Origin of the sequence: Pseudomonas sp. MYb193 (genome assembly GCF_002966775.1) — a bacterium.
GTDB classification, from domain to species: Bacteria; Pseudomonadota; Gammaproteobacteria; order Pseudomonadales; family Pseudomonadaceae; genus Aquipseudomonas; species Aquipseudomonas paracarnis.
On record NZ_CP023269.1, the window covers coordinates 1,574,110 to 1,586,964 of the forward strand.

At 61.4% G+C, this 12,855-nt stretch carries 10 protein-coding genes; 6 read left to right on the forward strand and 4 right to left on the reverse strand.

What is annotated here, in order from left to right:
• The first annotated feature begins 62 nt into the window (after positions 1 to 62).
• The 5 genes from CLM72_RS07345 to CLM72_RS07365 all read left to right on the forward strand — a co-directional run bounded on the left by CLM72_RS07345 (position 63) and on the right by CLM72_RS07365 (position 6,288).
• Complete coding sequence (locus tag CLM72_RS07345; RefSeq protein ID WP_105226045.1) at positions 63 to 2,360, forward strand: beta-galactosidase; 2,298 nt, start codon at positions 63 to 65, stop codon at positions 2,358 to 2,360.
• Positions 2,361 to 2,442: 82 nt separating this feature from the next.
• Positions 2,443 to 3,588 (forward strand): serine hydrolase domain-containing protein, encoded by a 1,146-nt coding sequence (locus CLM72_RS07350; protein WP_105226046.1) that lies wholly within the window; start codon positions 2,443 to 2,445, stop codon positions 3,586 to 3,588.
• Between the two features lie 143 nt (positions 3,589 to 3,731).
• Positions 3,732 to 4,883, forward strand: coding sequence for an OmpA family protein (locus CLM72_RS07355; RefSeq protein ID WP_105226047.1), 1,152 nt, complete (start codon positions 3,732 to 3,734; stop codon positions 4,881 to 4,883).
• 27 nt (positions 4,884 to 4,910) lie between these two features.
• Complete coding sequence (gene pdxH / locus CLM72_RS07360) at positions 4,911 to 5,558, forward strand: pyridoxamine 5'-phosphate oxidase (protein ID WP_105226048.1); 648 nt, start codon at positions 4,911 to 4,913, stop codon at positions 5,556 to 5,558.
• Positions 5,559 to 5,823: 265 nt separating this feature from the next.
• A complete protein-coding gene (locus CLM72_RS07365; RefSeq protein ID WP_003189251.1) occupies positions 5,824 to 6,288 on the forward strand; it encodes a glycine zipper 2TM domain-containing protein in 465 nt (154 codons plus the stop codon).
• Positions 6,289 to 6,389: 101 nt separating this feature from the next.
• Here the strand turns inward: CLM72_RS07365 and nhaA are convergent, their stop codons facing one another.
• On the reverse strand, positions 6,390 to 7,574 hold the full coding sequence (gene nhaA, locus CLM72_RS07370; RefSeq protein ID WP_105226049.1) for a Na+/H+ antiporter NhaA: 1,185 nt from the start codon (positions 7,572 to 7,574) through the stop codon (positions 6,390 to 6,392).
• 216 nt (positions 7,575 to 7,790) lie between these two features.
• Between nhaA and CLM72_RS07375 the strand changes: the two genes are divergently transcribed.
• Complete coding sequence (locus CLM72_RS07375; RefSeq protein WP_054897976.1) at positions 7,791 to 8,885, forward strand: PLP-dependent cysteine synthase family protein; 1,095 nt, start codon at positions 7,791 to 7,793, stop codon at positions 8,883 to 8,885.
• An 801-nt stretch (positions 8,886 to 9,686) separates the two neighbouring features.
• On the opposite strand, the gene CLM72_RS07380 is transcribed toward CLM72_RS07375, so the two are convergent.
• The 3 genes from CLM72_RS07380 to CLM72_RS07390 form a co-directional block, all read right to left on the reverse strand.
• Positions 9,687 to 11,300 carry an NAD(P)/FAD-dependent oxidoreductase gene (locus tag CLM72_RS07380; protein ID WP_019817841.1) on the reverse strand — a complete coding sequence of 538 codons (1,614 nt, stop codon included), beginning with the start codon at positions 11,298 to 11,300 and terminating at the stop codon, positions 9,687 to 9,689.
• A 106-nt stretch (positions 11,301 to 11,406) separates the two neighbouring features.
• On the reverse strand, positions 11,407 to 12,078 hold the full coding sequence (locus CLM72_RS07385; protein WP_105226050.1) for a COG3650 family protein: 672 nt from the start codon (positions 12,076 to 12,078) through the stop codon (positions 11,407 to 11,409).
• A 96-nt stretch (positions 12,079 to 12,174) separates the two neighbouring features.
• Entirely contained in the window at positions 12,175 to 12,774 is a 600-nt protein-coding gene (locus tag CLM72_RS07390; RefSeq protein WP_105226051.1) for a short chain dehydrogenase, read from the reverse strand.
• Positions 12,775 to 12,855 lie beyond the last annotated feature (81 nt).

Here is a 12,855-nt window from a genome sequence, read left to right on the forward strand (position 1 = left end):
TGTGGTCTATCTCATCACTATCATCAGGCCAGTCACCGGCCGTTTGGGAGAACCTTGTTCGTATGATTCGCACGCTGCCCGCTCTTTTTGCCCTGCTGTTCGCTGCGCCGTTGATGGCGGCGCCCGAGGGGCAACAAACGCTGTTCAACTTCGTCCGGCCGGCCGATGTGGTCAAGGTGGCGACCCAGGACGCCAGCCTGCCGCAATACAATGCCGAACAAACGCCCGAAGGCGATGTGCTGCGCCGCATCACCTTCAACCCAGCGGCCGAGCCGAGCCTGGTGCTCAGCCCGCAGACGGGGACGTGGGACTGGTCGCAATCGAGCGCCATGAGCCTGCGTATCCAGAGCGCGATGAACTGGGCGCTGACCCTTTACGTCAAGGTGCAGAGCGCCGACGGCAAGACGCTCGTCAGCCGCATCGACCTGCCTGCCGGCCCGGCCCAGACGCTGCTCGTCCCGCTGCAAGCCAACTCACCGCTGAGCCAGGGCATGAAGGCCGGCCCGCCGATGCCGATGACTGTGGATGGCCAACGGGTATTGCTGGCCGCCAGCGCCGGGGAAATCGACCGCAGCCAGATCGTCTCGGTGACCCTGTCGATGCTCAAGCCCAATGCCGCTCAAAGTATCCTGCTGGAGCGCTTTGGCGTGCAGGACAGCGAGCCGGTATTGAAGGCTGCCTACACTGAACTGGTGGATGCCTATGGCCAATCCAACCGCGCACGCTGGCCGGAGAAGGTCAGCAGCGACGAGCAACTCAAGGCATCGGCCGCCAAGGAACAACAGCAGCTCAAGACCTGGCTGGCCGAGCGGGACAAGTCCTCCCTGGATCAATACGGTGGCTGGAAGAAGGGCCCGGCCTTCGACGCCAGCGGTTTTTTCCGCACCCAGAAGCGCGACGGCCGCTGGTACCTGGTGACGCCGCAGGGGCATCCGTTCTACTCGCTGGGGGTGAACACCGTGGCGCCGGACAACAGCCAGACCTATGTGGCGGGGCGCGAGTGGATGTTCGCGGCGCTGCCCAAGGCCGGCGAACCCTTTGACAAGTACTACGGCAGCGACGACAGCCGCACCGGCAACGGCGCCGGCGAAGGCCGCGGTTTTGGCTCCGGGCGTTGGTACGATTTCTATGGGGCCAACTTGCAGCGCACTTACGGCGGTGACGCGTTGGACCAGCCACGCTGGGTGACCCATACCCTCGATCGCCTGCAAGCCTGGGGCTTCAACACCGTCGGCAACTGGAGCGATCCGGACCTGGCCACTGCCGACCGCGTGCCGTACACCTTGCCGCTGTCGATTGTCGGTGACTATGCCAGCATCAGCACCGGCACCGACTGGTGGGGCGGCATGCCCGATCCGTTCGACCCGCGCTTTGCCATGGCTACCGAGCGCGCAGTAGCTATTGCCGCACGCGATCACCGTGACGATCCTTGGCTGATCGGTTTCTTTGCCGACAACGAACTGGCCTGGGCCGGTCCTGGCGAGGATGCAAAATCCCGCTACGCCCTGGCGTACGGCACCCTGCGCATGACCACCGACGTGCCGGCCAAGCGCGCCTTCCTCAAGCAACTGCGCGATAAATACCGCAATGAAGAGGGCCTTTCCAAAGCCTGGGGTATTCAACTGGCTGGTTGGGAACTGATGGAAGACCCAGGCTTCGAGCCGCCGATGCCCAGCCCTGAACACCCGGAAATCGAAGCCGACTTCAAATATTTCCAGAAGACCTTCGCCGATGCTTACTTCAAGACCATTTCCGACTCGCTGAAGTGGCACGCGCCCAACCAGCTGTTGCTGGGCGGCCGTTTTGCGGTGAGCACGCCCGAGGCCGTCGCTTCGTGCGCGCAGTATTGCGACGTGCTGAGCTTCAACATGTACACCCTGAAACCCCAGGACGGTTATGACTTCGCCGCGCTGCGTGCGCTGGACAAACCGGTACTGATCACCGAATTCAACTTTGGCTCCGCCGACCGCGGCCCGTTCTGGGGCGGCGTGACGCAACTGGCCCGCGAAGAAGAGCGCGGCGCGGCGTACTCCACCTTCCTCAAGCAGGCGGTGGCCGAGCCGTCGATTGTCGGGGTGCATTGGTTTCAATACCTGGACCAGCCGGTAACCGGGCGTCTGCTGGATGGTGAAAACGGCCATTTCGGCCTGGTCGGCATCACCGATGTACCCTTCCAGGGCTTTGTCGAGACGGTGCGCAAGAGCAACCTGGCCGCGCTCGACCAGTTGGGCCGTGAGGCGCAAAAAGCCAAGGCCACCCAAGCGATGCGTGAAAGTGAAGCCGGCAAGCCGGGGCGCGACGGCAAAGGCGCGGGGCAGGGGGCTGGGCATGCCGGTGGACACGCTGGAAATGGTCATTGATTCATCGTTGACGGGTTCACAAAACCTACAATGGCTGAAAGAATGGCGACCACTTTTCATGGTGTTTTCCGAGGGGACTTAGGTGCAGATTCAGGGTCATTACGAGCTGCAGTTCGAAGCGGTGCGCGAAGCCTTCGCCGCCCTGTTCGATGATCCTCAGGAGCGTGGTGCCGGGCTGTGCATCCAGATCGGCGGGCAAACCGTCGTCGACCTGTGGGCCGGTACTGCCGACAAGGACGGTGCCGAGGCCTGGCACAGCGATACCATCGTCAACCTGTTCTCCTGCACCAAGACCTTTACGGCAGTGACTGCCCTGCAACTGGTGGCCGAAGGCAAGCTCAAGCTTGATGCGCCGGTGGCCGAGTACTGGCCGGAGTTTGCCGCTGCTGGCAAGGACGCGATCACGCTGCGCCAGTTGCTCTGCCACCAGGCCGGGCTGCCCGCCATCCGCGAAATGCTGCCTACCGAAGCGTTGTACGACTGGCAATTGATGGTCGATACCTTGGCGGCCGAGGCCCCGTGGTGGACACCGGGCCAGGGCCACGGCTATGAGGCGATCACCTACGGTTGGCTGGTTGGCGAACTGTTGCGCCGCGCCGACGGGCGCGGGCCGGGGGAGTCGATCGTGGTGCGGGTGGCACGCCCATTGGGGCTGGACTTCCATGTAGGCCTGGCGGATGAAGAGTTTTATCGCGTCGCTCATATAGCGCGCAGCAAAGGCACTATGGGGGATGAAGCCGCGCAACGGTTACTTCAAGTAATGATGCGCGAGCCGGCGGCGATGACTACCCGTGCATTTGCCAATCCACCGTCTATTCTGACCAGCACTAATAAGCCCGAATGGCGACGCATGCAGCAGCCTGCGGCGAATGGCCACGGTAATGCGCGCAGCCTGGCCGGGTTTTATAGTGGTTTGTTGGACGGTAGTTTGCTGGAAAGCGACATGCTCGAACAATTGACCCGCGAGCACAGTATCGGGCTGGATAAAACCTTATTGACCCAAACCCGCTTCGGCCTGGGCTGCATGTTGGATCAACCGCAGTTGCCCAATGCCACGTTCGGCCTCGGGCCACGTGCATTCGGGCATCCCGGGGCAGGGGGCTCAGTCGGGTTTGCCGACCCTGAACATGATGTAGCCTTCGGTTTTGTGACTAATACCCTGGGGCCTTACGTACTTATGGACCCGCGGGCCCAGAAGTTGGTCGGAATATTGGCCGGTTGTCTATAAACCCCTTGCTGTTTCACAGTTTTTTGTTACAAAGGCAAGTATAAAAAAGATGCTGAACGACATGTTGTAACTTGAATGTACTTTTAGCGTCTGTTTAACGGGTCCTGCGACCCTCTGGTTTTTTCTCATTTTGTGGATATCTCATGTTATCGAACAAGTCTTTGGCACTGGCGCTGTGCCTCACTATTACGGGTTGTGCACAAACTCCACAAAATGATGCCGAAGGTGGGCATTGGTGGTCATTTGGATCTGACAAAGCGGCGACCAAGGATCCAGTGGCCCTGACCGACGCCAAGCCGGATGCCAAGCCCGACGCCAAGCCGGCCGCCGGTGCCAAGCCTGTTGAGCCTGTCACCGCTGCTGCCGCTGCCCCGGCTGCCAAAGCCGACACCGGTTACAGCTGGTGGCCGTTTTCCACCAAGAGTGCCGAAGACAAAGCCGCCGACGCCAAGGCTGACCTGAAAGCCGACCTCAAGGCGGCAACCCCGGCCTCGGACGCGGCACCTGTCGTCGCCAAGACCGACAGCGAGCCGCGCTGGTGGTGGCCGTTCGAAAGCAAGCCAAAGCCATTGGCCAAGGTCGATGTGACCAACGTACCAATGCCTGACCCGAAGATCACCCAAGCCTGGCTGGACGAATACGAACCACGCCTGCGTGCGGCCATCAAGGACAGCAACCTGCAACTGGAGCGCCGTGACAACACCCTGGTGGTGATTGCCCCGGTAGACGGTTCCTACAACCCGAAGCGTCCGGCCATGTTGCTGCCGGTGACCCTGGGCCCGTTCACGCGGGTGGCCAAGGCCGTTGAAGCTGACCCGAAGACCGCCGTACTGGTGCTGGGCCACGTTGATGCCACGGGCAGCGCCCCCGCCAGCCAGGCGTTGAGCAAGGAACGCGCGCAGTCCATTGCCTCGATTTTTAGCCTGAGTGGTCTGAAACAGGATCGCTTGATGCTGCGTGGCATGGGCGACCTTATGCCGCGTGCCGCCAACGACAGCAATCAGGGGCGTGCGCTGAACCGTCGCATGGAAATCATGTTCACTCAGCGTACAACGATGTTGGCACTGCTGAGCAAGTACAACTCCGGCAAGACCCCGCCCGTAGCCGAAATGGTCGCAGTGCAGAATGTGCCTGCGCCAGCACCGGCGGCCAAAGCGCCTGCCAAAAAGGCCACGGCCAAGAAAGCGGCGGCCAAGCCAGCGGCTAAAAAGGCTGCGGCCAAGCCGGCTGCGAAGAAACCTGCCACGGCAAAAGCCAAGGCGGCACCCGCTTCGAACGATCAGGCGAAGAATTGAGCTGTTGAACCACAAGGATAAAGCCGCATGACCCAGGCACTGGCCGATATGCGCCGTGACTACACACGGGACGGTTTGAGCGAGGCCCAGGCCCCGGACGAGCCGTTTGCGTTGTTCCACCAATGGTTTGCTGATGCGGTGAAAACCGAACAGCCGCCAGTGGAGGCCAATGCCATGACGCTGGCGACAGTGGATCAGGACGGCCGCCCGCACTGCCGCATCCTGCTGCTCAAGGGCCTGGATGCACAGGGCTTTACCTTCTTCACCAACTATCAGAGCGCCAAGGGTGAACAACTCGCGGCGCGGCCGTTTGCGGCCATGACCTTCTTCTGGCCCACCCTGGAGCGCCAGGTACGCATTGAAGGGCGCGTGGCCAAGGTCACGCCTGAAGAGTCGGATGCTTATTATCAGGTGCGCCCGTTGGGCAGTCGCCTGGGTGCCTGGGCCTCTCCGCAGAGCAAAGTCATTCGTGATCGCCAAGAGCTGCAGGCGCTGCTCAAGGCCACTGAAGAGCGTTTCAGCGATACCCAGCCCGATTGCCCCGAGCATTGGGGAGGGTACCGTTTACTGCCTGAGCGCATCGAGTTCTGGCAAGGCCGCGCCAGCCGCCTGCATGATCGCCTCAACTACCGCCTGCAAGACGGCCAATGGTGCCGCGAGCGCCTGGCGCCCTGAGCGTCACCTTTCGTCATCCCACCTGAATCAACACCGTTGCGTCGAAGTCTCTGTTCAAGAGACTTCGGACGGTTTCGGCTGTGCGGCTACACTGATCGAGCCGGTTATGGCATCGTTCCGTACCCTGGCTTGGTTACCGTTCGTCGAGTTCTCTGGTGCTGGCAGTCTGTACTCAGGCTGAATGAAAGCAAGTTTCTGCCTGGTGCGCCGTGACACGCGCCAAGCCACAGCGTTTAATGAATACCTGTCCTTTGGAGTTGATGCTATGCGTAAGTCCGTTTTACTAGTTGCCTGCTTTACCACCCTGTCGTTGCTGTTGGGTGGCTGCGCCTCGAGTCTGACCGGCGACTCGTACTCTCGTGATGAGGCGCGTCGTGTACAGACCGTTCGCATGGGCACCATCGAATCCCTGCGTCCGGTGAAAATCGAAGGGACCAAGACCCCAATCGGCGGCGCCGCGGGCGCAGTCATCGGCGGCGTTGGCGGCAGCGCCATCGGTGGCGGCCGTGGCAGCATCGTGACTGCTGTGATCGGCGCAGTTGCGGGCGGCCTGCTGGGCTCGGCCACCGAAGAAGGCCTGACCCGTACCCAGGGCGTGGAAATCACCGTGCGCGAAGACGACGGCAGCATGCGTGCCTACGTACAAGCCGTGCAGGAAAATGAAATCTTCCGCATTGGCGACCGCGTACGCATCATGACCGTCGACGGTACCAGCCGCGTTACTCGCTAAGCCTTGAGCTACAGGCGAAGAAAAACCCCCAACCGGGTGACCGGTTGGGGGTTTTGTTTGTAGGAGCGAGCAAGCTCGCTCCTACAACTGACTGACTTCAATCATGCACCGACGGCTTTCTTGCGACTTGCCATCGCCGTCATCGCATACCCGATGAAGGCCGCCAGGATCGACCCGGTCAGAATCCCCATGCGATCTTCACCGGCAAACTCACTGGCGCCCGGCACAAACGCCAGGGAGCCGACAAACAGGCTCATGGTGAAGCCGATCCCGCACAGGATCGCCACGCCCAGTACCTGGCCCCAATTGGCGCCGCTGGGCAGTGAGGCGATGCCGGTCTTGATCGCCAGCCAGGTGAGGCCGAACACACCGACTGTCTTGCCGATCAACAGGCCCGCGGCGATGCCCATGGGCACGGAGTGGGTGAAGCTCTCCAGGCTGACACCGGTGAGTGACACACCGGCATTGGCGAACGCGAACAGCGGCAGGATGGCGTAGGCCACCCAGGGGTGCAGGGCGTGTTCCAGGCTCAGCAGCGGTGAGGTTTCGGCATTCTTGGTGCGCAGTGGAATGCAGAACGCCAGGGTTACACCCGCCAAGGTCGCATGCACACCGCTCTTGAGCACGCACACCCACAGGATCAGGCCGATGATCATATACGGCCCCAGTTTGATCACGCCCAGGCGGTTCATCGCAATCAGCGCAATCAAGCAGGCTCCCGCGCCCGCCAGGGATGCCGTGGACAAGTCAGCGGAATAGAACAAGGCAATGACGATGATGGCGCCAAGGTCATCAATGATCGCCAGGGTCATCAGGAACAGCTTCAGCGACACCGGTACGCGCTTGCCCAGCAGGGCCAGAACGCCCAGCGCAAAGGCAATGTCGGTGGCCATGGGGATCGCCCAGCCGGCCAGGGCGGCCGGGTTGTCCTTGTTAAGCGCCCAGTAGATCAGCGCCGGCACCACCATGCCGCCGATGGCCGCTGCGCCAGGCAGCACCACTTGCGAAGGCTTGGACAGGTGGCCATCCAGAAGCTCACGCTTGACCTCCAGGCCGATCAGTAGGAAAAACAGGGCCATCAGGCCATCGTTGATCCAAAGCAGCGCCGGCTTGGCGATTTTCAACGCGCCAACCTGAGCCACCACCGGCGTGTCGAGAAAGGCGTTGTACAGGTGCGACAACGGTGAGTTGTTGATAATCAGTGCCAAAGCGGCAGCGGCGATCAACAACAGACCACTGGCGGCTTCCAACTGGAAGAAACGGGTAAAAGTGCTACGCAGAGGCAAGGGATGCTCTCCAATCCAGGTTCAATAGGTGGGTACCCTAACCCGTACCGTTAGTTGTTAAAACAAAAGTTATATTCTTATTTGTTATAAGGGGTTGGCCGGAACATCGGTGGGTTAAAGACTAGCAATTGTGTGTCCAATTGCGTCGTCACTGTATCTGTGTGAAGCGTGGGAAACATCCTAAGATCACCGCTGAGAACCTTTAGAGAAACCACCATGAGCGACCACCGTACCTGGGCCCGCGAAGCCATTCGTATCATTGAAGCGGACTTCCAGCGGAGCGCCGATACCCACCTGATCCCGCTGCCATTACCGGGTTTGCCAGGCATCGAATTGTACTTCAAGGATGAGTCCAGCCACCCCACCGGCAGCCTGAAACACCGGCTGGCGCGCTCGCTGTTCCTGTATGCGCTGTGCAATGGCTGGCTCAAGCCGGGCGCCCCCGTTATTGAAGCGTCCAGCGGCTCCACCGCGATCTCTGAAGCCTACTTCGCGCGCTTGCTCGGCTTGCCGTTCATTGCCGTCATGCCCGCGACCACGTCCCAAGAGAAGATCGCCCAGATTGCCTTCTATGGTGGCAAGAGCCATCTGGTCCAGGATCCGACGCAGATCTACGCCGAATCCGAACGCCTGGCCCAGGAAAGCGGTGGTCACTTCATGGACCAGTTCACTTACGCCGAACGTGCCACCGACTGGCGGGCGAACAACAACATCGCCGAATCGATCTTCCAGCAGATGCGCTTTGAACAGCACCCGGAGCCGAGTTGGTTGATTTCCAGCCCTGGCACCGGCGGCACCACCGCGACCCTGGGCCGTTATGTGCGTTATCGCCAGCATTGCACGCGGGTGTTGTGTGCCGATGCCGAACGCTCGGTGTTCTTCGACTTCTACCAGAGTGGTGACGCCAGCCTGCGCCTGGACTGTGGCTCGCGGATTGAAGGGATTGGTCGCCCACGGGTGGAAGCATCGTTTCTGCCGGCGGTGATTGACGCCATGGTCAAGGTGCCGGATGCATTATCCCTGGCGGCCATGCATTACCTGGCTGAACGTTTGGGGCGGCGGGTTGGCGGTTCCAGCGGGACCAACCTGATCGGTGCGCTGATGGCGGCGCAACAGATGAAAGCGGCGGGGGAGTCGGGGTCGATCGTCGCGATCTTGTGCGATGGTGGTGAGCGCTATGCCACGACCTATTACGATCAAGCGTGGCTGGCGGGGCAGGGCTATGAGCTGGAAGGGTTGATCGCGGCGGTTGCGGCGAGTGTCGAGCGCGGTGAGGCGCTACCCGCTAACATCCTGCGCGCTAATATCTGACACGCCACTATCCAACTGTGTGCGGGCTTGCCCGCGAAAGCGGAGTGTCAGTCACTGAATTTTTAACTGCACCACCGCTATCGCAGGCAAGCCAGCTCCCACACTGGTCGTGTATTGCCCACAGGATCAACGCCCGGCACAGATCCCCTGTGGGAGCGGGCTTGCCCGCGAAAGCTGAGTGTCAGTCACTGAATTTTTAACTGCACCACCGCTATCGCAGGCAAGCCAGCTCCCACACTGGTCGTGTATTGCCCACAGGATCAACGCCCGGCACAGATCCCCTGTGGGAGCGGGCTTGCCCGCGAAAGCGGAGTGTCAGTCACTGAATTTTTAACTGCACCACCGCTATCGCAGGCAAGCCAGCTCCCACACTGGTCGTGTATTGCCCACAGGATCAACGCCCGGCACAGATCCCCTGTGGGAGCGGGCTTGCCCGCGAAAGCTGAGTGTCAGTCACTGAATTTTTAACTGCACCACCGCTATCGCAGGCAAGCCAGCTCCCACACTGGTCGTGTATTGCCCACAGGATCAACGCCCGGCACAGATCCCCTGTGGGAGCGGGCTTGCCCGCGAAAGCGGAGTGTCAGTCACTGAATTTTTAACTGCACCACCGCTATCGCAGGCAAGCCAGCTCCCACATTGGCCATGCATTGCCCACAGGATCAACGCCCGGCACAGATCCCCTGTGGGAGCGGGCTTGCCCGCGAAAGCGGAGTGTCAGTCACTGAATTTTTAACTGCACCACCGCTTTCGCAGGCAAGCCAGCTCCCACACGGGATTTATGCTGGCCTTCAGCGTGCTTTAGGCCTCGATGCCGAGCATATCCCGCGCCAACGCTTCGGCGATCCGAATCCCATCGACACCCGCCGACAGAATCCCACCGGCGTACCCCGCGCCTTCTCCGGCCGGGAACAAGCCTTTGACGTTCAGGCTCTGCATCGACTCGTTGCGGGTAATGCGCAGTGGTGACGAGGTGCGGGTCTCGATGCCGGTCAGCACCGCATCGTGCAGCGAGTAGCCTTTGATCTGCTTCTCGAACGCCGGCAAGGCTTCGCGGATGGCTTCGATGGCGAAGTCCGGCAGGGCCAGGGCCAGGTCGCCCAACGACACGCCGGGTTTGTAGGACGGCTCCACACTGCCCAGCGCGGTGGAGGGTTTGCCGGCGATGAAGTCACCTACCAGTTGCGCGGGGGCCTCGTAGTTGCTGCCGCCGAGGATGTAGGCGTGGGACTCCAGGCGTTCCTGCAACTCGATACCGGCCAGCGGGCCACCCGGGTAATCCACCTCGGGGGTAATGCCTACCACGATGCCAGAGTTGGCATTGCGCTCGTTACGCGAGTATTGGCTCATGCCGTTGGTCACGACGCGATGGGGCTCCGAGGTCGCAGCCACGACGGTGCCGCCCGGGCACATGCAGAAACTGTAGACCGAACGGCCGTTCTTGGCGTGGTGCACCAGCTTGTAGTCCGCAGCACCCAGCTTCGGGTGGCCGGCGTATTTACCCAGGCGTGCGGCGTCGATCAGCGACTGTGGGTGTTCGATACGGAAACCCACCGAGAACGGCTTGGCTTCCATGTACACGCCACGGTCGTGGAGCATGCGGAAGGTGTCACGGGCGCTGTGGCCCAGGGCAAGAATCACGTGCTTGGAGAGGATCTGCTCGCCGCCGTCGATGACCACGCCGTTCAACTGGCCGTCTTCGATCAACACGTCGGTGACCCGCTGCTCGAAGCGCACTTCACCGCCCAGGGCGATGATCTGCTCGCGCATGTTTTCCACCACGCCGGTCAGGCGGAAGGTGCCGATGTGCGGCTTGCTGACGTAGAGAATTTCTTCCGGCGCGCCGGCCTTGACGAACTCGTGCAACACTTTGCGACCGTGGAATTTCGGGTCCTTGATCTGGCTGTACAGCTTGCCGTCGGAGAAGGTGCCTGCGCCGCCTTCACCGAATTGCACGTTGGACTCGGGGTTGAGCACGCTTTTGCGCCACAGGCCCCAGGTGTCCTTGGTGCGTTGGCGCACTTCCTTGCCGCGCTCGAGGATGATCGGCTTGAAGCCCATCTGTGCCAGCAGCAGCCCGGCGAAAATCCCGCAGGGACCGAAGCCCACCACGATTGGCCGCTCAGCCAGGCCTTCCGGCGCCTGGCCCACCACCTTGTAGCTGACATCCGGTGCCGGGTTGACGTTGCGGTCGTCGGCAAACTTGAGCAACAGGGCGGCTTCACCCTTCACGTTCAGGTCGACGGTGTAGATGAAGCACAGCTCGGAGGTCTTTTTACGCGCATCGTAGCTGCGCTTGAACAGGGTGAAATCGAGCAGGTCATCACTGGCGATGCCCAGGCGCTGCACGATGGCAGTGCGCAGGTCTTCTTCGGGATGGTCGATGGGCAGCTTGAGTTCGGTGATTCGTAACATGACAGGATCCGGTAGGCGGCGGGCAAGGAGGCCGGCTGTTTTGCAAACCGGCGATTATAAGCCCCAATGGCAAGTTTCCGTCAGGTTAAAACAGCACAGGGCCTAATCAGTCGTCCCGCGAGCCGCCGAATGCTGCGCAACCACGCTGCACCTGGCCGTTCACGCGCAACTCGGCGCTCATGTGTTGCAGGCTGCCGCTCACACTGTCGACGCAGCGCTGGGGCGCCACCCACAGTTCGATGTGCTGGTTGTTGGCTTCGGTCATCAGGTTGAAGCGGCCGTCGCCCAGTTGTTCCTCGACGTACGGCACTGCCAAAGGTGGATGGCCTTCGCGTTCCAGCACCATGCCCTTGGCCGTGACATTCATTGCCCAAGCGGGTTTATGGCCGTTGGCCCGCAGGATCATGCGCTTGAAGTCCGGGTCGGAGCACGCTGAAGTCGAGCGTTCGACGCGATACAGCTGTTGCAGGTCCACTGAACCCTGGGTGCCGCTGGCGACCCCGGAAAACTTGCCGCGCAGGTCGGCAAACAGCTTGCCCTGCTGACCGGCCAGCGAGGCGGCTTCCTGCAGGACGCTGGTGCCGCCGGTGTCGTTGACCACGTAGCTACGCTGGCCGCCGCACGGCTGGAACAGCAGTTTGCCGTCCACCGCGGTCAACTCACCCTGCATACGGGTCAGCCCGACAGTCGATGGCTTGGCCGGCTCGCTTTCGAACAGTTGGCAGGCGGCGAATACAGGAAGCAAGGCAAACAGAACGAGGGTACGGGCGGCGCGCATTATCGGGTCTCCAGGCAAGTGCCGCCACGTTACGCAGGCTGGCCGTGCATCACAAGCCCGCTTGCCAGCTTCAGGCGTTTCTTACAGCACTCACCCTCACCCCACGATAAAGGTCTGACCAGTTTGTAGGCCCTCGACGCTTTTTGCGTAAGCCAGCGCCACATCGGCGGCGGGGGCAGGTTTGTAGCCACGGAAATAAGGGGCATAGCTGCCCATGGCTTCCAGCAGCACCGTCGGGCTGACCGAGTTGATACGCAGGCCGCGTGGCAATTCAATGGCCGCCGCTTTGACGAAGGCGTCCAATGCACCGTTGACCAAGGCCGCCGAAGCGCCGGTGCGGATCGGATCACGGTTCAGGATGCCGCTGGTGAAAGTGAATGAAGCGCCATCGTTGGCGTACTCACGGCCGATCAACAGCAGGTTGACCTGGCCCATCAGCTTGTCACGCAGGCCCAGTTCGAAATCGCTGTCGTGCATGTCTGCCAAGGGCACGAAGTTGACGCTGCCTGCCGCGCAGATCAGGGCGTCGAACTTGCCGGTCTGTTCGAACAGCGTGCGGATCGAGGCGCTATCGCTGATATCCACCTGGAAGTCACCGCTGGTGCGGCCGATGCTGATCACTTCGTGGCGCTGGGCCAGTTCCGCCTTGACCGCTGAACCGATGGTGCCGCTGGCACCGATCAATAGAATTTTCATCGTGCTGTTCCTCTGGGGCTGATTCCTTGCAGGAGCGAGCTTGCTCGCGAAAAACTCAAGGTCGCCGGCGTGTAGTCAGGC

Coding starts and splice junctions, on each gene's coding strand:
- CLM72_RS07345 (WP_105226045.1), top strand. CDS start 63: ATGATTCGCACGCTGCCCGCTCTTTTTGCCCTGCTGTTCGCTGCGCCG.
- CLM72_RS07355 (WP_105226047.1), top strand. CDS start 3,732: ATGTTATCGAACAAGTCTTTGGCACTGGCGCTGTGCCTCACTATTACG.
- pdxH (WP_105226048.1), top strand. CDS start 4,911: ATGACCCAGGCACTGGCCGATATGCGCCGTGACTACACACGGGACGGT.
- CLM72_RS07365 (WP_003189251.1), top strand. CDS start 5,824: ATGCGTAAGTCCGTTTTACTAGTTGCCTGCTTTACCACCCTGTCGTTG.
- CLM72_RS07375 (WP_054897976.1), top strand. CDS start 7,791: ATGAGCGACCACCGTACCTGGGCCCGCGAAGCCATTCGTATCATTGAA.
- CLM72_RS07380 (WP_019817841.1), bottom strand. CDS start 11,300: ATGTTACGAATCACCGAACTCAAGCTGCCCATCGACCATCCCGAAGAA.
- CLM72_RS07385 (WP_105226050.1), bottom strand. CDS start 12,078: ATGCGCGCCGCCCGTACCCTCGTTCTGTTTGCCTTGCTTCCTGTATTC.
- CLM72_RS07390 (WP_105226051.1), bottom strand. CDS start 12,774: ATGAAAATTCTATTGATCGGTGCCAGCGGCACCATCGGTTCAGCGGTC.